The following is a 24,735-nucleotide window of genomic DNA, read 5'->3' as shown; positions in this document are numbered from 1 at the left end:
AAAGACACCTCCTTTGGTTTTTAAGCGACGGCTTTTTTACCGTCGTATGCCATATAGAGTATTGTTGCCATACCACAAAGGGCATAACCGATTAGGATAAGCACACTAAGACCACCAACGGCCCAGTCGGATGGAAATAGCTGGCTTAATAAAGTCATAAACGATAAACCTATCCCGGCGCCTAAAAAATAGGTTGTACTTGTTAAGCTAGAGGCAATGCCATAGTTTGCCGGGTCTACATCACGAACGCCCAAAAATGAAAGGCTCGTAAAACAAAAGGTCATTCCTACGCCAGAGATGCAGGCAGCACCAAACAACACTAAGGTTAATGGGTGGTTAAGAAATACGGCAAGAAACAAGGAAAGGCCGCCAACAAACATACAAGACCAGCCAAGAATACCAATTTGAGTCGGATTCAGGCGTTTTAAAATAAGGGGCAAAGCAAACTTGGATACCAATGCCGACAGAATGCTGAAGGGTACTAATAAAAGGCCCGCTGTAGCCGCAGTATGGCCCATGTCTTTTTGTAGCATGAGCGAAATCAAAAATAAAAAGCCTATAAAAAACGATCCTAATGCAAAAAATGCAATATTAGATACAACTAATGAAGTGTGTTTAAATAAGCCTAAATCGAATAAAGGTTCCGTAACCGTTTTCAGTCTATAAAAAACAATACCCAATAATACGAGTGCCAGCACTAAGGAACTGCCCACTACTAGCGGTTGTTCTTTAATATGCATCAGTTCATGGGTGCCATAGGTAAGACTTAATAAGCCGAAAACCAGCAATATCCCGGATAGGGTATCCGTTTTGGGTATATTTTCATCTTTTTCATCTTGTGGTAAATAGAAATAGGCCAGTACCAAAGTAACCAATAGGATAGGAACATTAATCAAAAATACCCAGTGCCAGCTTAGGTATGTGCTTAATAAACCACCTATAGACAGCCCACTGCCAGAGCCTATAGCGGCAAAGGAGCTAAAGATTCCTAAAGCACGGCTACGTTCCTGCGATTCCCGGAAGGTATTGGAAACTATCGACAATGCTGCCGGCATAATTAATGCGGCGCCAAGGCCCTGTAATGCACGAAATACGGCGAGGGCTTCAAAAGATGGTGCCAGGCCAGCACCTAAGGATGTTAACATAAATAGTAGCGATCCCCAAAGGAATATTTTTCTACGGCCGATCTGATCGGTAAGTTTTCCGCCAATAATAATAAAACCACCGAAAAATAACACGTAAAGGGTCTGTAACCACTGTACACTTTCTGCTCCGATATTAAATTGTGCCTGAATGGAAGGAATAGTCAAATTAATAATGGCAATATCTAATGCTTCTACAAAAGTTCCAACCGATGCCAGGATTAATATTAAATTTCTACGTGACTGCATATAAGGTATAAAAAAATTTCGGGCAAAGTTAGTCTTTGTAGTACATTTGTTCAAATTAAAGCCCACTTTTAGAACAAATGACTATTATATTTGTTTTTCAAATGTTATATGTCCCTATTGAGGGCGATGGATGGGTATAAAACAGAACAGATGAATCCAGAAAATTACAGCCTTGATGAAAAAGACCTGGCAATTTTACGGTTATTGCAAAAGGATGCCAAGTTAAGTGTGCGCGACATAGCCACCCGAATTAACCTCAGTGCTACGCCAACACACGAACGTATAAAACGTATGGAGCGTTTAGGTGTTATCCAAAGCTATACGACAATTATCGACCGAAAGAAGGTAAATAAAGGCATGACGGTGATCTGTATGATTGCCTTGAATGCGCATAATAAAAAAGTCGCGACAAAATTTATAAAAGAGGTTTGTAAATTGAAGGAGGTAGTGGAGTTTTATAATATCAGTGGCGATTTTGATTTTATGCTTAAGATTTTAGCGCCAAATATGGACGAGTTTCATTCTTTCTTTGTGAACAAACTTTCGGAAATCGATGGTATAGGGCAAACCAAAAGTATATTCGTCATGAGCAGTATAAAGGAGACTACCGAGGTTGTTTAGTCTTTATTTGAAGGCGCTGGGTCTATTTTTCATAATACTATAAAAACTATTGGTATAAGCCTGAAGGCTTTTATAGCCCACCTTATAGGCGATTTCAGAAACCGTTAGCTGTGGATCGCTTAATAGCTCGATACTTTTAATAATCCGTAACATCTGTTGGTACTTACTTAAGGTTAGTCCTGTTTCTTTTTTGAATATTCTTTCCAACGTACGCAGGGATACTGCGGCCTGTAAACTAAGCTCCTCCATCCCGATATTTCGCGTATAATGTGTATGTAAGTAATCGATAGCCTTGCGTACGCGTTTATCCTCAGGAAGCACTAAATATAAGGGGAGAGCCTGTGCAGCAAACTGAGGCAGTTCGTTGTATAAGGCACCTAAAAATAAAGTCTCTGTTGGCGACTCTTCTTTAATTTGAGACCATTTTTCGGCATATTTAATCATTTCCTGCAAGACCGGAGGAGCGGAAAATATGCCCACCCGCTGGTAAAACGGGAGCTCCTTATCTACGTCGAAAAAGATAACCATCAGCTTAATCTTCTCGGAGTGAGAATTGGTCTTATGCGTGGCATTTGGGGGGATCCAGGCAGCATGCCCCTGCGGCAATAGGTATATTTTCCCTGCAACAGTAAGGTATTGAAATCCACTTTCTACATAAACCAACTGTGCCTTTTCATGCTGATGTAATACATCATCGTGCTGCCAATTCTCTTCAAACCAAACGAAATAGGGCTTTTTAATACGATCGACCTCTAAAGATCCTTTCACACTGGGGCTGTCGTTTTGGATTAACATAATGACAAATGTAAATAAAATTACAGATTTATCTTTGTACCCTATAATGTTGTATACGCATGAAAGATTTAGAGAAAAAAAATGCCTCGCTGGCCTTGATTAGTATTCAAGTGTTGGTGGTAATTATGGTATCGAGTAATTTACGATCGCCCATTACATCGGTAGGCCCGGTATTAAGTCAATTAAGTGAAAGCCTGCAGTTAAGCAATTTCCAAAGCAGCTTATTGACTTCCATACCCTTATTTATGTTTGCTACCTGCTCGGTATTGGTTAGTCGCATGTCGTTGAAAATAAGCATTAATCGTTTTTTAGGATATGGAATGCTTGTATTAACCTTGGGTCTCTTATTGCGGGTCTCCGGGTCGGTGGCTATGTTGTTTTTAGGATCGGTACTTATAGGCTTAGGAATTTGTATAGGTAATGTAATCACTCCCGGGTATATAAAGAATAATTTTCCAAAACAGTTGGGAATCATGACCGGTATTTTTGCCGTGGCCATGAATCTTACCGCAGCATTGGCATCGGGTTTTAGTGCCGGCATTGGTAAAGCCACCGGTCTTGGATGGCAGGGTTCCTTAGGATTGTGGACTATAGGTGCTTTGTTTGCACTTCTGGTGGTTGGTGTAGAGCTACTCCTTACTAAACGGAGCAGGAGGGAAGACATAGCTACCCTTGCGCAATCGAGTATCCATGTTTTTAAATCTGCACAGGCTTGGAATATCTCCATCTTTATGGGTTTGCAGTCTTTAATATTCTATAGCATAGTGTCTTGGTTGCCGGCAGTCTTGGTCGATTTTGGTATGCAGGCAGGGGAGCCCGGCTGGGTGTTGTTTACCATTCAATTTGCTATGTTACCCATTACATTTGTTGGCCCCATCCTGGCGAACAAAATGAAGGATCAACGGGCCATGATTATATTTGTATGTATGTTGATGTTGGCATCAGTTTTTATGTTTGCCTTTTTACAGTCCAGATTCATATACCTTACCGCCATATTACTAGGGCTTTCCAATGGACTATCCTTTAGTTTATCGATTTTATTTTTTTCGCTGCGTACGAAATCCAGTGCTACAGCAATTAAATTGTCAGGTATGGCACAGTCTATAGGTTATTTAATTGCAGCTTTTGGGCCTCCAATTTTTGGAAAGTTGCACGATTGGGATGCCAGTTGGAAGTGTTCCTTTTACTTTTTAGCACTAGCTGTTGTATGTCTATTTTTCTTTGGAATGCGTGCTGCGGGTAAAAAATTTGTAGAAGATTAAAAGCTGTATTACCCGGCATCTGTAGGGTTATGAAAGGCAAAAATAGGAAAGATACGCCTTAATTTAGGTCGAAACCTTGGGGGTCAACTGGATATCGGCCATGCAAAACATTTGCATTTAGTTGTACATATGCTCAAAATTGCATTGATTTGCCTGCCGACTATATTTAGTCGGAATTTTAAATTTAAGCTTTAAAGATGAAATTACGAATAGCTTCTAGAGATGAGTTGCCCCAAGTGATACAGATGTACGCAGACGATGTGTTAGGACAAACGCGCGAGTTGTATACCGTACCGTTAGATCCTGCGTATTATACAGCATTTGATGTTATCAATGCCAACCCAAACCAGGAATTGTTGGTATTGGTAGATCAGGAGGATACGATAATGGGCACCATGCAGATTACCTATATCCAATTTTTAAATAACAGAGGCACCAAACGAGCGCTTATAGAGTCCGTGCGTATTCATGCGGATTACCGCGGTAAAGGCCTTGGCGAGCTTATGTTCTCCTTAGCCGTAGATCGAGCACGAGCACAGGGGGCGACCTACCTACAACTAACATCGGATAAAAGACGCAACGATGCGATCCGTTTTTATACTAAAATCGGTTTTGAAGCCAGCCATGAAGGCTTTAAAATGAAAGTCTAAAACTATAAGGTAGGTTTTACCGTATTATATAAACATAAAAATATAAACCTACAGAAAATGGAATTAGTAGCAAAAATTGTAATCGGCATTGTGGCATTAGAGCACCTTTATATCCTATGGTTTGAAATGTTTGCTTGGGAAAGTAAAGGCAAAGAAATTTTTAAGGATGCCTTACCAGCAGAGCTATTTAAACCCACCAAAGGTTTAGCGGCAAACCAAGGCTTATACAATGGGTTTTTAGCGGCTGGGTTAATCTGGTCTTTTTTTATTTCAGATCCATTATGGCAACAGCATGTAGCCCTCTTCTTTTTAAGCTGTGTGGCTATTGCAGGGTTATTTGGCGCGGTTACTGCATCGGTAAAAATCTTTTTTGTACAGGCGCTTCCCGCTATTATCGGTATTATTCTTCTGCTTTTGCAAACAGTTTTATAAGGTACTATTGACGCGTATTTAACCTATACCATCGCTGTGAGCAAAAAAGTGGTATGGGCTTTGATTGTTTGATGGTGGGATAGAAGATGCAGTTATAATTTCCGTGCTATACTTCATGGTGGCATCTTTACAGCTGCTAAAGGCACGGTATTTAAAATAATATGGTTTAAAAGATTAATTTATAGGGATGAGATTAGTACTATTAACTGCAGCAGTCGCGCTGTTTATGTTGACCCTAGCTTGCGGCTCGCAGTCAAAATCGGCCGATAAAACACAGTCCGGGGTGTTAAAAAATTCGAAAGGTATAAATCCGAACATTAAAATCTCGGAAATACAGGACCTGAGTGTATCGGGAAAGGTGCTTCAAGTAAAAACCGGTAAAGATGGGTATACAGCCACAATAAAAGACGGTAATGGTAATCACTACCATGCGACAATAAGTGCCGTTAACCTGCAGCAATCCAGTACGCCCTATAAACGCTTTGAGGTGGGGGATGACGTTTCGGTAAAAGGATCTTTCTGGCATGATCAGGAAGGGCAGACCTATGTTACGGTCAAGGATATTTTGGGAGATATTAATACGGAAAAGGAGCATGCCGTTAAGGGTAAAATTACGGCGATTGAAAAGGGTAAGGATGGCTACACGGCGACCCTGAAAGATGCCTCAGGTACTACGTATAAGGCAACCATAAGCATGGTTAATTTACAGAAGTATGGCGGAACGTTTAAACGCTATGACGTAGGTGATACGATATGGATTAAAGGCTCTGTATGGGAAGATCCAACGGGGGCAAAGTATATTACCGTTAAAGAATTAAAAGACGCCGAATAAAGCCAATAAAGAGGGGTATTTAATGGCTATACCAAAGCGAGCAAAGCGGTGCTGAGATTGTAAAATCTGAGGCACCGCTTTGCTGCAATATCCCCCTGATGCGAAACAGGGGTTCTATTATTTCGTGAAGATACTGACTACGATAATCGCCAATACAATCAGCGTAATAAAAACATACATTTTGTCGCGTTCAAGGATAAATCCAAACAGCGAAAAGAGTATACGTAAAATTGGCGTAGCAATCAGGAATACCACCCCCAGTTGAATAATCTGAGGCGCATTAAAAGCCTTAACACCGTTTATAATTCCCGAAATGCTGGTGTTGTTGCTGCCTTCAGCAATAAAAGTAGTATAATCTGGAATGTGCTCACGACCATGCAATAGGAGATAAATAATACCGCCTAAAGCAACGGTTATAGAGGCTATAACCACACCAATACGTAAAATGTTGCCTACAATTATCTCTATATCTTTGTCTTGCCAATAGGCGGAGGAAGCATATTTTTTCATCTTTATTTAGAATTTCTGTTGTACACCATTAACCATCATTTGAATAGCTACCAGGGTAATCGCTACCGCGAATATTATACGTAAGGTTTTAGGGTTTATTTTAGGCAGTATTTTAGCCCCCGTAAGGGCACCTCCTAAAACACCAATAATAACTGGAAAAGCAATGCCCGGATCCATATAACCACGTTGCAGGTATACGACGGCGGAGGCGGCAGCGGTGACGCCAATCATAAAGTTGCTGGTGGTTGTACTAACCTTAAATGGGATTTTCATCATGGTATCCATCGCGAGCACCTTTAAAGATCCAGAACCGATACCCAATAATCCAGATAGCATTCCTGCTACGGTCATTAAAGAAAATCCACCCGTTACGTTACTTAACTTATACGGTATTTTTTCACCATTCACAGGGTAGCTGCTGTTCAGTTTTAATTTTTCGGCCAAGGGGCTGCCTACTAATTCGGGCTGTTCATTTTTCTTACGTACCGTCATTAATGCCGAAAATATCAAAACAACACCGAAGATAATGGCAATGGTATTGGTTGGCATAAAGATGGCAATCATAGCACCAATTACAGCACCTAGTGTGGTGGCAATCTCTAGCAACATACCTAAACGAATATTGGTAATGCCCTCCTTTACATAGGCCGATGCGGCACCCGAAGAGGTCGCTATAGATGCCAATAAAGCTGTGCCAATCGCATAACGAAGGTCAACATGAAACATCAGTGTAAGCATCGGGATAACAATAACACCACCGCCAAGGCCAGTTAAAGAACCTAAAAGACCGGCGAGGTAAGCGCCAACCAAAAGGATAAATGTAAAAAGTAGTATGGTCATTTTTAAAAATTTGTATGTAAAATATCCTCCAGTATATGAAGTGCTTGAATTTCGTTTTTGTTTTTGATGGCCTGAAATAGTTTTTCATGAAGGTGAAAATTCAACGCAAAAAACTGTATGCCTCGCGGCTCGCGTTCTTCAAAAAAATCAGTCATCAGTGCCGTTAGATTTTGGTACATCGCCAGCAATACCTGTTGGTTGGCGGCCTGTGCTATAGTTAGGTGAAAGCGAATATCAGCCTGAATACACTGTTCGCGTTGGTTATTTATAATTGCGGTCTTCTTATCCTGAAGGCACTGTTCTATTGCGTGTAGTTGCAAGCTTGTCGCTGTCTTACAGGCCTTGCGAATAATTTCGCCCTCTAAGAGGCGACGGGCGCCGTTAATTTCTTCAAACTTCGCGGCCTTTATGTCTTGGCTTGCCCTTGCAGGTGCGCTTGTGCGTACAAAAGTCCCCGAGCCTTGTTGAACTCGTAGTACCTTCGCATTACTGAGCGATTTTATGGCTTCGCGTACGGTGCTTCGCCCCACACGGAAGCGTTGCATTAACTCGGGTTCGGTTGGTAGTTTATGTCCCTCCTTGAATACCCCGCTTTGGATATCATGTTCTAGCTGCTTTGCAATCTTATCGGAAAGTCGTTCTCGATGTACCATAGGGCATTTATTTTAACCAAAGGTAAGATGTTTATATCAAACATCAGATGATTTATTTTTTTATTTCTTTTCCTTAATTTCTTTAGCTTGTTAACGTTATCCTTTGAGATTGATTTTAAATCATGATATTTAGGGATTTTTTGAATAGTTGTAAAAGGTTATTTTAGCAGTTTGATGCTGCTGCGGTAGAAATAAAGGAAACTGTTAGCTCGCTAATGCGAAAGCTAGAACTAAAGTTTTCATTCTATTTCCTCACTTCAGTTGCGAAGTATTTAATTTTGTGTCTATGACTTGTGATGGTTTTAGCAAATTCTTGGTAAAAATAACTGCGCTGCTGTGCTTATGGCTATTCCCCTATGTGCTAGTTGGCCAAGAGATGCTTGTAAATCTTCAAAACCAATATGAAAATACCTTCCCCGGGACCAATAAGCGTTATGAGGTCGCTGGGAAATATGCACAAATATTATTTTTTAACGACCAAAAGGCTAAAGCTTTCACCATTCTACAGGATAATATTGAGACGGCAAAGGTAGCATCTGACGGCAAATATGCGGCATACTTGTATAGCATCTTGGCTATGAATTATCGGTTACAGGAAGACCAGCATGCTTCTGCAGATGCCATCCGCAAAGCTATATCCTTCAGCGAACAGACCAAGGATTTGGAGATAAAGGGGTACGTAAGTTATTGCCAAGGTTGGCTGCATGTGCGTAATAGCCGAGAGCCAACGGCGGTACAGGCCTTTTTAAATGCCGCAAAATATTATGAACAGGCGCCCCCTTCAGCGACATTATTAAGCCGTTTATCGGTTGTTTATAAGGAGTTGAGTAGCATTTATGCCAATTGGGACGATGCTGAGCTGCATGTAAAATACAGTAAGCTAACCTTGCATGTAGCGATTAAACAGGGGGATGCGAATGCGATATTCGAGGCCTATATGGGTATGGGGTATATGTATGAGCAACAGTTTGTAGAAAAGCCCGACCAGCAGTCTCTACGTGATTTAGCGGAGAAGTATTATCTGCAGGCCATTCAAACCTATCAAAAAAATGTAAACAATATTGCTATACCCTCAAACCTTTCTTTTGTTGCTAATAACCTAGCAAATCTATACTTCCGTTTTTATCCGGATAGCTACAGGGATAAGGCGATGTTTTATGCGAATATGGCTAAAGATATCGGGATAGAAACCAACGAAGTAAACCATGTGGCATCGGCCTATGGTATTATGGCCGAGATGGCATTGGAGAAGAACGATGCTAAGGGGGCCAAAATGTATTTGTTGTTGGCGCTTAGCAAGATTAATGAGAGCAGTATTGTAGACCAAAATATTGCGTTGTCTATTTACCAAAGTCTGAGCCGCGTTAGTGAAATGGAGGGAAATTATTGGGAGGCTTTGGGTTTCAGTAAACATGCATCCGAAATCTATAAGGCCATTTACGATCAGGATAAAATGTCGATGAGCAAGCGCCTGGAGTCACAGTTTGAAAAGGAGCGGCAGGAGCAGAAAATGCTGCGTTTACAGTTGGAGGCGGATAAAAGAGAGCAGCAGATTAAGTTAATGGAGATACTGGGTATACAGCAGGACCAGGAGTTGGTAAACTTGAAACTTAATGAAAAATACCAACGTAATAAATTGGAGCTTGCCGAGCTGGAGTCGGAAAAAAGAGCTCAAGAACTTCAGCTCTCACGGTTGGAGACTCAAAATAAAGAAAAAGATATTCAGAGTTATAAAAATGAATTGTTGTACAAAGAACGGATCAATAAATTCTATGTCTTGCTGATATCGGCATTTGCTATCTTTTTAGGGCTGATGGTCTATGCCTATCGGCAAACGAAAAGTAGCTTACGACAACGCGAGCGTGTGCATAACCTGGAAATGGAAAAAGAAAAGCAGAATTCTAATATTTTAACCCTTACAGCGCTCTTAAAGGGGCAGGAGCAGGAACGTGGACGCTTGGCGCGCGACTTACACGATGGTTTGGGCGGTTTATTGTCGGGAACAAAACTTCAATTGACCCATCTGTACGACAAAATAACGGGTATAGAGCAGTCTGAAATGGAAAAGTCTATTGCGCAGTTGGATGGTGCCGTGGATGAGTTGAGGCGTGTAGCGCATAACCTTATGCCCGATTTACTCGTAAAATATGGTCTTCAAGAGGCTTTAAATGAATATGCTATCCGGATGTCGAATGATCTGCTGGATATTGATGTTCAGTTCTTGAGTTATACGCAGTCCTTGTCGAAGGAAAAAGAGTTGTTGCTGTATCGTATTGTCCAGGAGTTGGTAAATAATGCTATAAAGCACGCCAATGCAACAGAGATTATTATTCAGCTTGTAGAGGCTGAAACAAACTATACCGTACTTGTTGAAGATGATGGAAAAGGCTTCGATACCGCAAATGTAGCCTTAAATAAGTCTGCAGGAATGCATAATATTGAATCTAGGGTTCAATTTTTAAACGGTACAATGACTGTACATTCCGAAGTAAATCTCGGCACAAGCATAGAGTTTCAATTTCCTAAAATATAATATATGATTAATGTTGCGATTACCGACGACCATCCGCTTTTGATGGAGGGACTGAAAAATATCCTGGAAAAAAAGGACGATATTGCCATCGTAGGATGCTTTTCCAGCGCCATGAGCTTGCAAACGGCATTAAAAAATACGGCTATCGATATTTTACTGTTAGATATAAATCTAACGGATATAAACAGCTTGGAGCTTATCAAACCGCTACGCAAAAAACAGCCTGCGATGAAGATTATTATGCTAAGTGTGCATAATGAGTTTGCGGTCATAAATAGTGCATTAAAAGAAGGTGCCGCAGGGTACATCCAGAAAAATGCTTCTGTAGATGAGATTGTGCAGGGCATACAGGTGGTATATGAGGGAAAACAGTTTTTATGTATGCAGACGCAACAGATTTTTAATAAAAAAGAAAAAGAAGGGTTAAATACCATTCCAAAACTAACGCGCCGAGAGAAGGAAATATTGGCTGTAGCAGCTTTGGGACTGACTACGCAGCAGATCGCCGACAAGTTGTTTATAAGCACCCATACTGTAGATAGCCACCGCAAGAATTTGATTGAGAAGTTTCAGACCTCCAATTTAAGTTCTGTGATTACGAAAGCTATTGAATATGGATTGATTATAAAATAACAGGCGTGAAATATGGCTAATAATAGGGGTTTTTAGTTTTTATAATTTTTCCAAACTTTAATAAAGGTATTCATGCCGTAACAATGCTCATTTGGTAATGTTTACTATTGTTATCGTGTGCATAATACATTAATGCGAATCGCTTCAGGGAACTCGAGGGTATCCAGAAGCGATTTTTATTTTATGATGTAACGTATTGTTTTATAGCGCTTTAGTTTTGTCTGTATGAAAATTGGCTGAAATTGGGGATTTTTTGGTAGCCTGAAATGCAGCAATTTTGTAGGCAACAAGAGGTAAACAATTTAATACGATAAACAAATACAACGCTATGAAAAGAATTGGATCTATACTGTTATTATTTGGCGTTATGGCCATTGTTTTGGACTTTTTTAATGCTGTACCTCGCCTGCTGGTATGGATTTACAATTGGGGCGATAGCGTAGCGTGGGGCATAAAGGTAAGTTTAGTAATTGTCGGTACCATACTATGGTGGCTCGGAAAAAGTGCCGATGATACCGAGGCTGCCGAGCAGGACTTTGATAATAAATAATACACCTTTTTGTAAAGAAAGATTTTAGCGGTAGGCTATATTGCTGATTTTTAACTGTTCTGTTGAAAAGCGTAGTCCTGTATTACGCTTTTCTATTTAAAATTAAATGTACTATGAATTACTCTTTTCTTCTGGCATTGATGTGTACACCACTAGGTATAATAACGCTAGCACATATGCCAGATCGTTCTTTTGTCGCGGATGTTGTAACCTTGGCTGCGGCCATAATAATCAGCTGTATCGGCGGGTTTTTAAATGCCAAATACAAACAGCCTTACCGCTCCTTGTGCTGGATTTTTGGTATTAACCTGTTTCTGCTGTTATGTTTTATTATGTTTAACAAAGGCATACAGGATAGTAATTTTCTACAAGACGATACAAACTTCTTCTTGTTATATGTGGCTATGTTTGGCTTTAATTTGCATTGGATGCCTTTTGCCAATTTTTTATCCTTAAATGAATTTGAACTCCTTTCCCTGTCTACGATTGCTTCCGTAGTATTCCCTAGCCTAGGTTATTGGTATGGGCAATATTGGATACGCAGCAGGTACTATTCAAAATCCATACGTCATTTGCTATAAGGCTAACCCAAGCCCTATGCCTTAACAGGAAACTTAGTCCGCAAATGCCTGCCCATAAAACAGTTCAAAATAGCCTGCATTTTTATGGAATTTAAAGGCCAAATAATCCGCATATACCGCGCTTACTGCTATCACTAGGCTATTTTTTAAGTTACTTTTATCGGTGTTAGGGGCGAAACAACCAGCAGCGAGTTCTATATTTTTGTGTGCGGCCAAATCGGTAACCTGGAGGCCAGCATTTCCCTCATCCGCCAAATAACTATCCCCATTAAACTTAATTTCATCTTCATTTTCTGCAAGCTCCTGCATCAGTAAATAATCTACGGTACCAGCAAAGCTAAAACTGCAATCTGCTTTCGATAGACCATTTACCACTTTATAATCCTGGTATAACAGGCCCAATTTATTTAATATCCTATCGTATAAGACAATGCAAACCTGTTGTTTTTCTGTGTTATAGGTTATTAATGCCTCATCCGACTCCTGGTTTTGAAAGATATCACCTTGCGTTGAAGCCAGAATTTTATATTCTTTGGGTAACAATTTTTGAAGATTCCCGCTTAGCAAAGGGCGTTTCTTTGCATCTATGGTATCAATATAACCTTGCGCTACAAAATGTGAGAATGTTTTTTTTACACTTTCCGTACTTCCAAATGCAGGTGTACGTGTAAAAGTCGATTCCTCGGTATTTGGCATATGTTCAGCCTGCTCCTTGATGGTTATGGTATTTGCTGTATCAGTAAAGGATTCGTTATTTTGCGCATTAAATGTACATGCTCCAAAGAGTAACATACCCACGGCAACAGACATAAAATTTTTCATATCATATGGATTAAGGAGTAAAGATATGTTTTTAGGGAATAAACAAAATTCAAAACAATTGTAAAGCAAATAAAAAGGGTATGTTTTTTGTTAAGAAGAGCCTGTCAACCCCTATAATCAGTGATATATTGCAATCTATTGGTCGTTAATACATTACTTCTATAGGGGCTGTAGAAATCAATAATGGAATAAATTTTTTAGGTAAATGAATGTATTAAACAACGTAGGAAATGCCTTATTAAGGATAGATTTTGTGAAGAAAGAATTAACAAAAACGCATGCCTTTATAGATCAACATCAGCTTCCGGTGGCTAAAGTCGAAGACGATCTAGATGCGCAAATGATGGCATTAGAAAAGTGGAGTGGTACCCCTATTTTTACCGACGGTGTACGGCAGGCTAAAGTTTGGCAGCAGGTTACTCTGGCTTTATCTATTGTAACGGGGCTTCTATTCGGGGGTATTTTTGTGGCCAACAAGTTTATGCCCGAAAAGCAAATATTTACAAACCTTATGGATTGGCTTTTTCATCATATGCTCTTAGGCTGCGGTATATTATTGGCATTATTTCTTGTTATTTTAATCGCTGTTCTACAACGTAAGCGTTTAGAACAACAATTGTATGGCGGTAAACTGTATTACGAAACATGGAAAAATATTCAGCAAAAGATTGCCTAATTTTTGTGCAGGACATCAGCCCAGCAAGTCGCAGAAGCTTGCTTGCGTAATTGTTGCTAGCGAATGGGGATTCAGAACAATCTGAAGTCCTCTTTTGCCAGCGCTGACCGAAATATGATCTTCCAGTTGTGCCAGCTCCTCTATAAAAGTCGGAAAGGGTTTCTTCATCGCTATCGGCGAACAGCCCCCACGAATATAGCCCGTAACGGAGAGCAGGTCTTTCATGGGCAACATTTCACAGTACTTATTTCCGGAAACCCGGGCTATTTTTTTGAGGTCTAAGTGCGCATTTCCTGGAATAACAGCAACCAAATAAGGGTCTTTAGTACCTTTTAAAACTAAGGTCTTATAGAGCAGCTCCGGGTTTAACCCCAGCGATAAGGCAACATGTTCGGCACTAACATCGTGATCGTCTACCACATACTCCCGGAGTTCATAATCTATTTTTGCCGTATCTAAAAGCCGTACAGCATTGGTTTTCTGAGACATCTTTAACGTTTAAATCGACTACGGTTGGTTAATATCTGTTGCATATTGGCATGTGCCCAATCCGATATACGGTGAATCAGCGGTAAAAAATCTTTCCCTAAATCTGTAAGTTGGTATTCTACCCGTGGCGGAATAACCGGAAATACCTGCCGTGCAATCAAACCATCGGCCTCTAGTTTACGGAGGGAAACAGTTAACATTTTTTCGGATACGTCGCCGATGTTTTTATGCAACTCATTAAAACGCATCTTCCCCTGCTCGCCTAATACAAGAATAACCAAAGTTGTCCACTTGTCCGACAGCCTGTCGAGCACATTTCGGACCGGGCAGTTTTCGGTATTTGAAAAATCTTTCATAAAAAGTAAAAATTAAAATGCTGATAATCAGCAAAACAAACGCCTAGGTAAGTGTGTTACTTTCTTGTAAGTTCTTGTCTAAAGACCACTTACTTTTTACCTTTGACTTACCAAAAGTAAGTATAATATTTAAAACGATAAAAAATGAACTTAATTACAGGAACATCCGGAAATTTAGGAAAGGTTGCAGCCGAACTATATTTGCAACAAAACACTGATCAGCCATTAGCCGTATTAAGTCGGTCGGCAGCTAAGGTGAAAGATCTTACCGATAAAGGCGCTGAATTGCGTATCGGTGATTATGGCGACTATGCCTCTTTGGTCAAGGCTTTTGCAGGAATAGAAAAAATATTATTTGTATCCTCAAATGATCTGGAAAATCGCGAGCTACACCATAAAAATGTTATTAAAGCGGCGAAAGAGGCCGGGGTTAAACAATTGCTGTTCACCAGTTTTCAATATACCTCCACGGCTGCAGATTCGCCAAATGGTTTAATGCCGGTATATGTGGCTTCAGAAAACTTCTTGAAAGATAGTGGCTTGGATTATGTGATCCTACGCAACGGTATCTATATGAATTTATTACTCGATATAATCGGTACGGAGATACGTAGTAACAAAACCTTATTTGCCCCGGCAGGCGATACGCAAGTAGCATTTACCTCCCGAAATGACCTAGCTGAGGCCGCCGTTAAGGTATTATTATCGGAAGATTATAGTCGGCAAACCATTGATTTAACAAACGCTGAAACGGTAAATTTCCCGCAAATCGCGCATATACTATCAGATATTATTGATGCAGACGTAAAGTTTGTCGATCCCAGCAGCGCCGAATACCAACAGGCTTTAGCAGCAGCAGGTCTTCCTGCGGCAGTTGTAGGCCTATTTGCCGGTATAATTGCCAGTATTAAAGCGGGGGAATTTAGTAAAACAACGGGCGATCTACAGCATATTTTGGGGCGTAAACCACAAACCGTTGCCGAGTTTTTACAGACGATTATCCAGCATAATTAAGAACAAAGTTACAAGCATTATCGGTATGAGGGCGTTAGTATACATGGCGTTTATAGACACCATTGATGTTATACCGGAGTCATAGATTTTAAGGCCATAACATAAGGCGACAAAAAAGTAAGAATAGGGGAGCTATAATTCCTTTATTCTTACTTTTTTGCGTTTTTGATACCACGATTATTACCTACCTTTGCCTGTATTACAAAGGCCATGTATGGAAATGGCTTCTATCTTTCAATTTTATATTTCTTTTGCCGCATGAATAAAATATTGCTCTTTCGGTATGGAACTATTGTGTTACTGTTTTTAATACAGATATTCTTTTTACTCGCCATATTTAAAGAGAATACCAATTCGTACCTGGTATTGGTGTTTATTATATCGGTCGTATTGCTTACGCTATATACCTATCGGTGGTCTACCGATTTACACCATGATGTCCACGAGTTTGAGTCGTATAAAATCGCGGCCTGGGTACCGGTAGGTGCCGTATGTTCGTACTACCTAAACCAACGGTTGGGCTTGGGGCCAGTTTTGGGGGCCTCGATTGTGGGTACAGTAGCCTCCTTTATTCCCCAACTGCATAAAAAGTCAGATTATCTTATCAACCTACCTACTCCGCTTTACTGCGGCGCATTTATCGGGATGTCGAGCACACGTGTAGCATCCGATTTCACCTTTGTGCTGGTGGCCAGTTTTTTTACTGCTGTACTGCTTATTGTTTCTAAAAGTCTTTTAAAAGGTGTGGGAGGGAAGTTGGGTACCCTAGCCTTTTTAGGCGTGGCAATAACCTATTTTTTAATCTATCTGCTGAAGTAAAATATGGCAATCCTTCTATTATTACTTACAGGAATTATCGGTGCCTGTGCTACATTTTATGTAAATGTAAAACTCAACCAAGGGCCTGTACGATCCTCGGCAGGACTAACCCTGCTTGTTGCAGGGGTTTTGTACCTCTTTCCAGATGTTTTGCCCCTATATTTAACTCAACATATACCGGTGGTATTTATTGGAGCTTCATTTATTGGAATGGTATCGGCGCAGCAGATGAGCACCTATATGGGCATAAGTATTGCAGGGTTGATATTTACGTCAATATATCTCAATACCAGCCACTTTTTTACCGGATATGGTGGTGCTTTGGGTACCTCGGCCTGCATTTCACTGCTGGTCGTATTGGCGATACCACATTTTAAATCCAAACGTAAGCTTACTGTAGGTTTACTGCAGTTAAGGCGTTTAGCATTTAAAAGAAAAACAAAAAGAAACCAGGATAATCCTAACTAATCCTGGCTAAATCTAGTAAATCAAGCAACCCTAGACAAGCGGTTCGCCCAGGTGATAAGTTTCCATCACCTCACATAGAAAATTACGTTCCTCAAGTTGCTGTTGCACCCGATCTGTAAGGTTAAAGTCCGACGCTACACGGAGTACTTTATCCTCATCTAATAAATCAACAGTGGCTTGTAAAGGTATATTGAAAGCATACAAGGTATCGAGAGCCAACTTCATATCTTGAGTAGACAAAATCGTCGTTTTAAAAATGTTTACAAATTTATACATAACGCTGTTTTTTTAATCTGTACAAACTTGCATAACCTTAAACAAAAGTACAGCGCTTTTCGACCTGAATCGGACAAATATCAGGGTGAAGCGGAACCCTGTAATGGGAGATAAACAGCATGGTAAGCCTCCATACGCCTAACTTTTGCCGGGGCCTGTGCCAATTTATTAAGCCCAGGGCCACAGCCGACCCACAAGGTTAATGCAAGGCTACTTTTTAAGCTCTATGAATAGAAAATCGTGACCAGTTTGAAGGTATTGCTATCCTGTAAAACACAAGCCAAAGACGATAGGCACTGCACCCCTTCATAATAGGGTCTAAGGCATACAGGTACGACGCTAACCCGCCAGCCAACGCAAGAAATGCGTAGCCTTTTCGCGACTTACATAAACCTTAGGTTTATAGTCGACATGAATATCTAAAAGCAATTTACGCGATAAAGTATAGCTGGCATGTTTAAGTGCTTTTCTAGCCAATAAATGCTGCCTATTGGCACGGTAGAAGTTATTGCCCAATGATTTTTCAAGCTCATCCAAAGATTTTTGAAGCATAAAGTCTTTCCCCTTAAAGGTTTTTATAAACACATTCTCCAGCTCAATATAGCAGAGCGCAATTTCGTCGGTTGCTAATGGAATAATACGATCCTGCTGATGCACTAAAATGCTAGCCAGCTTGGGCTGCATAGCCGTTAACAAGGTATCATAGTCGGTGCCGGCAGGCGTCGGCGATGCCTGTTTTCTGCCCAATTGCTTTTGCAGGGTATAATACTTCTGTAGCGTAGCCTGCACAGCGGCTTCCGAAATAGGCTTTAGCAGGTAGTCAATGCCGTTGGTTTTAAAGGCATCCAATACATAATTGTCATAGGCTGTACAAAAGACAATGGGAGTCTCAATAGGCACCGTATTAAATATCTGAAAGCTAATGCCATCACCAAGTTGGATATCGGAGAAAATAAGATCAATATCGACTTTATTTTCCTGCAGATAGTTTACACTTTCTTCTACCGACTGTAGGTGTTTTAAAACCTCACAATCTGGCATTACACGGCTTAGTGTGGCTATAAGATCTTCAGCAACTAAAGGTTCATCTTCAATTATAAGCACTTTCATGGACATCAACAATTTTAATCTTTACCCTAAAATAACGCTCGGTTTCTTCAATTTCTATACTCTGTTTAATAAGGTTTTTATAGCGGTCCTGAAGGTTTTTTAACCCGCTACCGTTCGACTCTACCGGGGTGTTTTTACTATTTTTATTATTTTTTACGACAATCCACCCCTGATCCTCTTCGATTTCAATTTTTAGTGGCCTGTCGATTGTAAAGTTGTTGTGTTTTAACGCATTATCTACCAAAGGCTGTAACGAAAATATAGGCAACGATTGCTGATACAGCTCCTGTGGAATAGCGATCGTAAAATGCAAGGCCTCACCGAAGCGCATCTGCTGCATGCTTATATAATCTTCACACACCCGAATTTCCTGCGCTATATTCGCCAATTCGCCATCCTTTACCGAGGCTATAGACTGCCGTAAAAAGCTAGATAACTGCACCAAATAAGTTTCCGCAAGATTGGGGTCCTTTCGTATTAAGGATTTCAATGTGGTAAGTGCATTAAAAAGAAAGTGCGGCTGTATCTGTTGGCGTAACATTAAATTTAAGGCCTTCTCATGCGCCTTCTCCAGGCGAGACCTTTCCAATTGGTTCTGTACCTTGGCGTGTTCCGACATAATGAAATATAACCACAGCAATACAATGGTATTGAGGAGTATAGCCTGAATACTCATCATAAATAAGTTGTTCCAGAAGCCCTGCGACATTTCTTTATAGTGAGGATCCTGAATATGCAACGCTTTGCCCAGAAAATGGAAGGCGACAATAATAGCGAGCGTTACGGAGAAACTTATAAACTTCACGTAGAATGGAGACTTAATAGGGTCTTCAACCTTAAAGGAAACATGCAGTAAAATATTGATTAAGGAAATACTGAGTACAATAAAAAACGATAAGGTTAGCTGTGCAAGTAAGCCCGTTCTGAAATCGCCGCTGGTAATAGATGCTAAGCCCAGTAATGTCGTTGCTGCAGTGGCAAAAACAATACTCTGTTTTAACCAAATATTACAGGGATAACAATGTTTTTCTTTGCACATAGCTTGGCACACTTAAAATATTCAGGCTGTTAAGGTACGTATTAATCCACATTTTGACAATAGGCGAAGGCACTGCCCACTGCCTGTAAAGTGTATAGCTTTAGGTGTAGAAGATACAAGGCCAAACCAAATGAAACCAAGCCCGCCAACAACGGAGCAATAAAGCAGAGTAGGTATTGCGGAATATACACTGCAGGCTGCAGCCTACAGCGTATATATATCACAGGCTATAAGCTATAGGCAATAGCGATTTGCCAGCTATGGTTGAAAATATAGACCTTTTGCGGAAAAGGAGACCCTTCTGTGAGGCTGTTGGCATGCTGAAAAATATCGGTAAAACCACGGCTATACTTAAAGGCCAGCGCATAGTTTTTCGCGATGTTAACTTGTACTGCAGCCTGAGCGCCGAAATCAAACTTTTGCAAGTATAAGGCTGTCGTCTCGTTATTGTCTGCGGTACCATATATATCTTTATCCCTATAAACGCTACCGTTGCCATCTTGTCGTAAAATATTGGCCGCCGCAAGTGTTCTGAAATAAGGGCCCAGCTGCACCTGTACCCTCTGGAATTGATACACCGCCACAACAGGCAGCACCTCAACCTCAAGACGCGCAATTCGCGATTTAAAAATTCCATCCTGCTCGTCTTTAAGATGAACACCAGCACGATTGTAGATCAAGTTAAGCTCGTGGCGTAGGCGCCAATTTTTATACAATACATTTTCCATGAATAGGCCCACCTGTGCAGCAGGTTTATACGGCGATTTGGCATCTGCAAATAGCGATGAAATATCCTTACCATAAAGCGAAGTATAATTTAATCCCGCCTGTAAGCCCCAATACGTACGCTGTTGTACATCGTAAGCCAGAAAAAGCGAATCGTTGGCAGTATGCTGCTGTGCGTAAACACGTAATGTGTTGAATACGAATGCGATAAAAAATGCTATTTTTACTGTTTTCATGTTTCCCCCAATTAAAAGTTAATATCCCAGATACCCGCAGCACGCTCGAGCTCCACTAAAGTCATGGCCTGTAGATAGCGAGTTTGATAATACGTTAACTGCAGCTCGTTGTAAGTACGCTGCGCATTTAACACCTCTAAAAGAGAAGACTCCCCACGGTTGTAGCTGTAAATTTTACCATCCAATATAGCTTTGGCATTCTGCAACATGCCATGGTCAAAATGCTGCAGTTGTTTTTGTGCAGCAAGATAGCGTTGGTGCGCCTGTGTAACCTGAGCAGAAACCTCCAACTCCAGCTGTAGGTACTGCTTTTCATTTTGTACAATTTCATAATTTACAGCCAGCAATTCCCCCTTGTTTCTATTTGAAAACTTTAAAGGTACCGACAGTCCGGCAGAGACCTTGGTGAAGGCAGGCGTAGGCGCAATAATATTGCGCGCATAAGCATTCTGTTCCACAGCCACAGAAAGGCCTAAATCCAAGGCTCTATTTGCTTTCGCCAGGCGCAATGTACTCTCGGCAATAGATTTTTGTTGAAGAGCAGCCTTTAAATCCACCCGATTATTTTGCGCTTCAACAATAAGCTCTGCTAGGGGCCATTGCCGTACAAAGCCCGTAAGCTCCTGTGTTGCCGGCAAAATATAGCTATCCGGATTCTGGCCTAGCCAAACCGAGAGGTCGGTAAGGCTGGTTCTCCAATCCGCTTCAGCTTGTATAATCTCATTGTACAAACTTGCAGCCTCTAATTTACTTTGGCGGGCATCAACTTCAGAAATTGCGCCCAATTTAAAACGTATACTGTCCGCATTTGCAATTTCAAGCATATTCTGATGCGATTGGCGTAATACCTCCAAAAGGCGCTGGTTTTGCATAGCTTGAAGAAAAGATAATGTCGCATCAGCCCGCATATTGCGCAAGTAATCTGCAAGCAACAGCTGCACCAGAGAAGCCTGGTTTTTCGCCAGATCAATACGAGCCTTTCTTTTGCCACCAAGCGCTAAGGTCCACGTAAGCTCAGAGCTAAAGCCGTAGCCCATATTTAGCCTACGCTCGCCGTTATCAAACCAGCCCATACTAATTTCAGGGTCCGGAAAAACCCGTGCCGCCATTACCTCAGCTTCGGCAATATTAACGTTAAACTTTTCGGCGGCATACGCGATATTATGCTGTAAAACCGCCTGCAGGAAGCTGTTAAAGTCCAGCGGCCCTTGTTTTTCTGCAGGGTTTGCCGGTAAACCCTGGGCGAAAGCCTGCTGCGTAAGCAAAGCAATACATAGCAAGGCCATGTATAATGCATTAAATATTCTCATCGGATATTGTATTTTGAGGTGTAACAGGTTTGGCCCATTTTTTCTCGATCATATAGTATAATGCAGGAAGTGCAAATAAAGTAATGATTGTAGAAAACAATAAACCATAGACAATAACAGTAGCGAGAGGGCGTTGCACATCCGATCCAATGCCGGTTGCTAAAGACGCAGGAAACAAGCCCAATACGGCTACGGTTGCCGTCATTAAAATCGGGCGGAAACGGTGCTGCGCACCTTGAAGTACAGCAGGCCCTAAGGGGAGGCCCGTTTGACGGAGGTGATTAATATGTGATATCATAATCACGCCATTCTGTATGGCGACACCAAATAAAGCGATAAAACCTACTGCTGAGGAGACATTCAACGTCATGCCACGGATATTTAAGGCCAGCATACCACCAAATAAAGCCAGTGGAACAATACTAATCAGCAGTGCAGCCTGTCTAAATGATCCAAACGCAGCATACAGCAAGATAAACATAATCGCCAGTGCGAGCGGCACAATAAACGCAAGTCTCGAATACGCTCTATTTTGGTTTTCAAACTGCCCCCCCCATTTAATAGTATATTTTTCGTGGTCATATCTCACCTGTTTTTCAATTTTCTGCTGCGCCTCCGTCAGTAAAGATTGTAAATCACGGTTACGCACATTTAGCTTTACGGTAAGGTGGCGTTTGTTCATCTCCCGCGTAATGGTACTCTCGCCCGTATTTAACTGCACCTCCGCAACCTGCGACAGCGGAATTTTGGCACCCGAGCTCGATGTCAGCATGAGGTTAGCAATTTTTTCCGGACTATTTCTACGATCTTCAATAAAACGGCAGTTAATATCATACACCTTATTATCGATAAAAATTTGCGAGATAGCCTTACCACCAATTGCGACCTCGATTAACTGGGCAACATCCGATACATTAAGGCCATACTGCGCAATTTTATCACGGTCAGCATGAATCTGCAACTGCGGCAACGGAGGTTCCTGGTCGATGGCTAAGTCTACGGCCCCAGGCACCGTTTTCAGTGTTGAAAGCACCTCCTCAGCAATACGTCGTGTTTCCTTAAAGTCATCCCCATACACCTTAACAACCAGCTCACTATGTGCGCCAGAAATTTTGTCCATTACGCCATCAATCATAGGCTGTGAAAACCCAACAGTAAAGCCCGGCAGATCATCATACTCTTTTGCAAGCTCCTCAATTAAGTCCTGTTTCTTTTTACCACGCGGCCATTCCTTATACGGTTTTATGCCCACAGACACCTCAAAGTGAGAGGCAGTCCAAGGGTCCGTTCCGTCGTCGTTTCTACCCGCCTGCACCATGATATACGTTACTTCCGCATGCCGCATGGTGCGGTTGCGCAGTGTATCGCTAAGTTCCTTCGACTTTTCTACCGATATCCCAGGAGGCAACTGTACCTGCAGCCAGATAGATCCTTCATCCAAAGGCGGCAAGAAATCCTTACCCACAAAATGCGTTAAAAAACCCGTTGCCGTTAGCACCAAAATAATAGGCATAAAAATCTGCTTGGGCTTCCGCATAATACGCTCAATACGGTTGTGGTAAGCATGGCCCAATTTTTCCAGCCATTTGTTGTGGAATATCTTCTGCGGTTTACGGTAAATAACAAAGGCTAACCCCGGTATTAGCAAAAGCGCCGCCGCAAGGGCGCCAAACAAGGCATAACCTATGGTAAATGCCATTGGTGTAAACAATTTCTTTTCTACGCGTTCAAAAGCAAATAAAGGAAGGTACGCTGTGATAATAATAAGCGTAGCAAAGAAAATAGGCTTTGCAACCTCCGCAGCACGTATGGCAATAGTTTTTTCCTGAAACTCCCTGAGCGGATCCTCCTCACGTTCTTTAAGGATCGTTTCCAACATAACGATGGCACCATCGACAATAATTCCAAAATCTATGGCCCCTAAGGATAAAAGATTGGCGGGGATATCGGTGAAATGCATTAATATAAAGGCCGTAAGTAAAGATAGCGGAATGGTAATGGCAACCAATAAAGCACCACGCCAGCTGCCAAGGAAGACAATAAGCACGATAATAACCAAACCCATTCCCTCCATAAGAGTATGAGACACCGTTGTTAAAGTGGTATTTACCAGATCTGTACGGTCTAAGAAAGTATGAATCTTCACACCAGGAGGCAAACCACCGTTATTCAGCTCATCTACAGCCTCCTTTATCCCCTCCAATACGGCCGACGGGTTTTGTCCTTTCAACAAAAGAACAATCCCTTCAATGCTTTCCGAATAGTTACGATTCCTATCGGTATAACCCAAAACACCTTTACGCTCCAGGCTACCATATTTTATTTTTCCAAGATCATTCAAGAAGATAGGAACACCCTTTTCGCTTTTCACGACAATTTTTTCGAGGTCCTTCAAATTTTTGATCAGACCAATACCCCGAACCACATAACCAAGGTCGCCACGCGTTAAGACACTACCACCGGCATTCACATTATTCTCCTCCACAGTGGCGATAACATCGCTTAGCGTGAGCTGGTACTGTTCTAACTTTAAAGGGTCAATTTCAATCTGAAATTGTGTGGTAATACCGCCGAAGTTAGTGACATCCGCCACACCCGACACCTGTTTTATGCGCGGAATAATTGTAAAATTCTGTAAATCCGTTAAGGCCCGCAGGTCATGTTGGTCACCTTCGATAATATAGCGGTAAATTTCGCCAATGGGAGAGGTTAAGGGGTCCAGCCCCGGTTTAGCATTATAGGGCAAGTCGATTTCATCCAAGCGCTCCTGAATACGCATACGCGCCCAGTAATCGTCGACCCCATCCTGAAATACCAGGGTAATCATGGAAAGGCCAAATGTACTTTTACTACGCATCACATGCATACCCGGCAAGCCATTTATAGCGCGTTCCAACGGAACCGTAATCTGCTGCTCAACCTCCTCTGCAGCAAGGCCAGGAATCTGCGTTACCACCTGCGAGGTAACATCCGCAATATCCGGGTAAGCCTCCACAGAAAGCTGTTTCCATGAATAAAAGCCAAAGAAGGCGAGTAGTAAAAACAAGGTAACCATTACCCAGCGCTTCTGTAGGCATAATTTTATGATATTGTTCATTTCTTATGTCTTAA

27 protein-coding genes are annotated in these 24,735 nt (G+C 41.4%); 13 read left to right on the top strand and 14 right to left on the bottom strand.

The window, feature by feature from the left end; genetic code table 11:
• Positions 1 to 20 precede the first annotated feature (20 nt).
• A complete protein-coding gene (locus ACL9RF_RS14330) occupies positions 21 to 1,391 on the bottom strand; it encodes an MFS transporter (RefSeq protein ID WP_422801321.1) in 1,371 nt (456 codons plus the stop codon).
• Positions 1,392 to 1,541: 150 nt separating this feature from the next.
• On the opposite strand from ACL9RF_RS14330, the gene ACL9RF_RS14325 reads away from it, so the two are divergent.
• Positions 1,542 to 2,012, top strand: coding sequence for an Lrp/AsnC family transcriptional regulator (locus tag ACL9RF_RS14325; RefSeq protein ID WP_422801320.1), 471 nt, complete (start codon positions 1,542 to 1,544; stop codon positions 2,010 to 2,012).
• A 3-nt stretch (positions 2,013 to 2,015) separates the two neighbouring features.
• On the opposite strand, the gene ACL9RF_RS14320 is transcribed toward ACL9RF_RS14325, so the two are convergent.
• Positions 2,016 to 2,807, bottom strand: a complete 792-nt coding sequence (locus ACL9RF_RS14320) for a helix-turn-helix domain-containing protein (protein WP_422801319.1) — start codon at positions 2,805 to 2,807, stop codon at positions 2,016 to 2,018.
• Positions 2,808 to 2,866: 59 nt separating this feature from the next.
• On the opposite strand from ACL9RF_RS14320, the gene ACL9RF_RS14315 reads away from it, so the two are divergent.
• The 4 genes from ACL9RF_RS14315 (at position 2,867) to ACL9RF_RS14300 (ending at position 5,983) form a co-directional block, all read left to right on the top strand.
• Positions 2,867 to 4,069, top strand: a complete 1,203-nt coding sequence (locus tag ACL9RF_RS14315; protein WP_422801318.1) for a CynX/NimT family MFS transporter — start codon at positions 2,867 to 2,869, stop codon at positions 4,067 to 4,069.
• 197 nt (positions 4,070 to 4,266) lie between these two features.
• On the top strand, positions 4,267 to 4,719 hold the full coding sequence (locus ACL9RF_RS14310; RefSeq protein WP_422801317.1) for a GNAT family N-acetyltransferase: 453 nt from the start codon (positions 4,267 to 4,269) through the stop codon (positions 4,717 to 4,719).
• 57 nt (positions 4,720 to 4,776) lie between these two features.
• On the top strand, positions 4,777 to 5,151 hold the full coding sequence (locus ACL9RF_RS14305) for a DUF1304 domain-containing protein (protein WP_422801316.1): 375 nt from the start codon (positions 4,777 to 4,779) through the stop codon (positions 5,149 to 5,151).
• A gap of 187 nt (positions 5,152 to 5,338) precedes the next feature.
• On the top strand, positions 5,339 to 5,983 hold the full coding sequence (locus tag ACL9RF_RS14300) for an OB-fold nucleic acid binding domain-containing protein (protein ID WP_422801315.1): 645 nt from the start codon (positions 5,339 to 5,341) through the stop codon (positions 5,981 to 5,983).
• Between the two features lie 117 nt (positions 5,984 to 6,100).
• Here the strand turns inward: ACL9RF_RS14300 and ACL9RF_RS14295 are convergent, their stop codons facing one another.
• From ACL9RF_RS14295 to ACL9RF_RS14285, 3 genes are read right to left on the bottom strand one after another with little or no spacing between them, the layout of a single operon-like run.
• Positions 6,101 to 6,493 (bottom strand): DUF1634 domain-containing protein, encoded by a 393-nt coding sequence (locus tag ACL9RF_RS14295; RefSeq protein ID WP_422801314.1) that lies wholly within the window; start codon positions 6,491 to 6,493, stop codon positions 6,101 to 6,103.
• A gap of 6 nt (positions 6,494 to 6,499) precedes the next feature.
• Entirely contained in the window at positions 6,500 to 7,333 is an 834-nt protein-coding gene (locus ACL9RF_RS14290) for a sulfite exporter TauE/SafE family protein (RefSeq protein ID WP_422801313.1), read from the bottom strand.
• Positions 7,334 to 7,335: 2 nt separating this feature from the next.
• The gene (locus tag ACL9RF_RS14285) at positions 7,336 to 7,986 is read right to left on the bottom strand and encodes a FadR/GntR family transcriptional regulator (protein ID WP_422801312.1); all 651 of its coding nucleotides are present in this window, start codon (positions 7,984 to 7,986) and stop codon (positions 7,336 to 7,338) included.
• A gap of 286 nt (positions 7,987 to 8,272) precedes the next feature.
• On the opposite strand from ACL9RF_RS14285, the gene ACL9RF_RS14280 reads away from it, so the two are divergent.
• The 4 genes from ACL9RF_RS14280 to ACL9RF_RS14265 all read left to right on the top strand — a co-directional run bounded on the left by ACL9RF_RS14280 (position 8,273) and on the right by ACL9RF_RS14265 (position 12,283).
• Positions 8,273 to 10,519: an ATP-binding protein gene (locus ACL9RF_RS14280; RefSeq protein WP_422801311.1), complete on the top strand. Its 2,247-nt coding sequence runs from the start codon at positions 8,273 to 8,275 to the stop codon at positions 10,517 to 10,519.
• A 3-nt stretch (positions 10,520 to 10,522) separates the two neighbouring features.
• The gene (locus ACL9RF_RS14275; protein WP_422801310.1) at positions 10,523 to 11,152 is read left to right on the top strand and encodes a response regulator; all 630 of its coding nucleotides are present in this window, start codon (positions 10,523 to 10,525) and stop codon (positions 11,150 to 11,152) included.
• Positions 11,153 to 11,480: 328 nt separating this feature from the next.
• The gene (locus ACL9RF_RS14270; protein ID WP_422801309.1) at positions 11,481 to 11,702 is read left to right on the top strand and encodes a hypothetical protein; all 222 of its coding nucleotides are present in this window, start codon (positions 11,481 to 11,483) and stop codon (positions 11,700 to 11,702) included.
• Between the two features lie 113 nt (positions 11,703 to 11,815).
• Positions 11,816 to 12,283, top strand: a complete 468-nt coding sequence (locus ACL9RF_RS14265) for a hypothetical protein (protein WP_422801308.1) — start codon at positions 11,816 to 11,818, stop codon at positions 12,281 to 12,283.
• A 33-nt stretch (positions 12,284 to 12,316) separates the two neighbouring features.
• Here the strand turns inward: ACL9RF_RS14265 and ACL9RF_RS14260 are convergent, their stop codons facing one another.
• Positions 12,317 to 13,105, bottom strand: a complete 789-nt coding sequence (locus ACL9RF_RS14260) for a hypothetical protein (protein ID WP_422801307.1) — start codon at positions 13,103 to 13,105, stop codon at positions 12,317 to 12,319.
• 205 nt (positions 13,106 to 13,310) lie between these two features.
• On the opposite strand from ACL9RF_RS14260, the gene ACL9RF_RS14255 reads away from it, so the two are divergent.
• Positions 13,311 to 13,781 (top strand): DUF6097 family protein, encoded by a 471-nt coding sequence (locus ACL9RF_RS14255; protein ID WP_422801306.1) that lies wholly within the window; start codon positions 13,311 to 13,313, stop codon positions 13,779 to 13,781.
• 15 nt (positions 13,782 to 13,796) lie between these two features.
• Here the strand turns inward: ACL9RF_RS14255 and ybaK are convergent, their stop codons facing one another.
• Both ybaK and ACL9RF_RS14245 read right to left on the bottom strand, forming a co-directional pair.
• Positions 13,797 to 14,270: a Cys-tRNA(Pro) deacylase gene (gene ybaK, locus ACL9RF_RS14250; RefSeq protein WP_422801305.1), complete on the bottom strand. Its 474-nt coding sequence runs from the start codon at positions 14,268 to 14,270 to the stop codon at positions 13,797 to 13,799.
• Positions 14,271 to 14,272: 2 nt separating this feature from the next.
• Positions 14,273 to 14,626 (bottom strand): winged helix-turn-helix transcriptional regulator, encoded by a 354-nt coding sequence (locus ACL9RF_RS14245; protein ID WP_422801304.1) that lies wholly within the window; start codon positions 14,624 to 14,626, stop codon positions 14,273 to 14,275.
• 144 nt (positions 14,627 to 14,770) lie between these two features.
• Here ACL9RF_RS14245 and ACL9RF_RS14240 point away from each other — a divergent pair, with 144 nt between their 5' ends.
• The 3 genes from ACL9RF_RS14240 to ACL9RF_RS14230 all read left to right on the top strand — a co-directional run bounded on the left by ACL9RF_RS14240 (position 14,771) and on the right by ACL9RF_RS14230 (position 16,927).
• A complete protein-coding gene (locus ACL9RF_RS14240) occupies positions 14,771 to 15,640 on the top strand; it encodes an SDR family oxidoreductase (protein ID WP_422801303.1) in 870 nt (289 codons plus the stop codon).
• A 258-nt stretch (positions 15,641 to 15,898) separates the two neighbouring features.
• Entirely contained in the window at positions 15,899 to 16,459 is a 561-nt protein-coding gene (locus ACL9RF_RS14235) for a hypothetical protein (RefSeq protein WP_422801302.1), read from the top strand.
• A gap of 3 nt (positions 16,460 to 16,462) precedes the next feature.
• Positions 16,463 to 16,927: a hypothetical protein gene (locus tag ACL9RF_RS14230; RefSeq protein WP_422801301.1), complete on the top strand. Its 465-nt coding sequence runs from the start codon at positions 16,463 to 16,465 to the stop codon at positions 16,925 to 16,927.
• Between the two features lie 30 nt (positions 16,928 to 16,957).
• On the opposite strand, the gene ACL9RF_RS14225 is transcribed toward ACL9RF_RS14230, so the two are convergent.
• The 6 genes from ACL9RF_RS14225 to ACL9RF_RS14200 all read right to left on the bottom strand — a co-directional run bounded on the left by ACL9RF_RS14225 (position 16,958) and on the right by ACL9RF_RS14200 (position 24,721).
• Positions 16,958 to 17,203: a hypothetical protein gene (locus ACL9RF_RS14225; protein ID WP_422801300.1), complete on the bottom strand. Its 246-nt coding sequence runs from the start codon at positions 17,201 to 17,203 to the stop codon at positions 16,958 to 16,960.
• 339 nt (positions 17,204 to 17,542) lie between these two features.
• Positions 17,543 to 18,313: a LytR/AlgR family response regulator transcription factor gene (locus tag ACL9RF_RS14220; RefSeq protein ID WP_422801299.1), complete on the bottom strand. Its 771-nt coding sequence runs from the start codon at positions 18,311 to 18,313 to the stop codon at positions 17,543 to 17,545.
• Positions 18,294 to 19,352: a sensor histidine kinase gene (locus ACL9RF_RS14215; RefSeq protein WP_422801298.1), complete on the bottom strand. Its 1,059-nt coding sequence runs from the start codon at positions 19,350 to 19,352 to the stop codon at positions 18,294 to 18,296. Before ACL9RF_RS14215 ends, ACL9RF_RS14220 begins: the two co-directional genes overlap by 20 nt.
• A 227-nt stretch (positions 19,353 to 19,579) precedes the next feature.
• Positions 19,580 to 20,314 (bottom strand): outer membrane beta-barrel protein, encoded by a 735-nt coding sequence (locus tag ACL9RF_RS14210; protein WP_422801297.1) that lies wholly within the window; start codon positions 20,312 to 20,314, stop codon positions 19,580 to 19,582.
• An 11-nt stretch (positions 20,315 to 20,325) separates the two neighbouring features.
• Positions 20,326 to 21,624, bottom strand: a complete 1,299-nt coding sequence (locus ACL9RF_RS14205; RefSeq protein WP_422801296.1) for a TolC family protein — start codon at positions 21,622 to 21,624, stop codon at positions 20,326 to 20,328.
• A complete protein-coding gene (locus ACL9RF_RS14200; protein WP_422801295.1) occupies positions 21,611 to 24,721 on the bottom strand; it encodes an efflux RND transporter permease subunit in 3,111 nt (1,036 codons plus the stop codon). The genes ACL9RF_RS14205 and ACL9RF_RS14200 overlap by 14 nt, the downstream gene beginning before the upstream one ends.
• Between the last annotated feature and the right edge of the window lie 14 nt (positions 24,722 to 24,735).

The sequence above is a fragment of the Sphingobacterium sp. Mn56C genome (assembly GCF_049319645.1).
GTDB lineage: Bacteria > Bacteroidota > Bacteroidia > Sphingobacteriales > Sphingobacteriaceae > Sphingobacterium.
The sequence above is the reverse complement of the archived record's forward strand: the minus strand, read 5'-3'. Positions and strand labels throughout refer to the sequence as shown.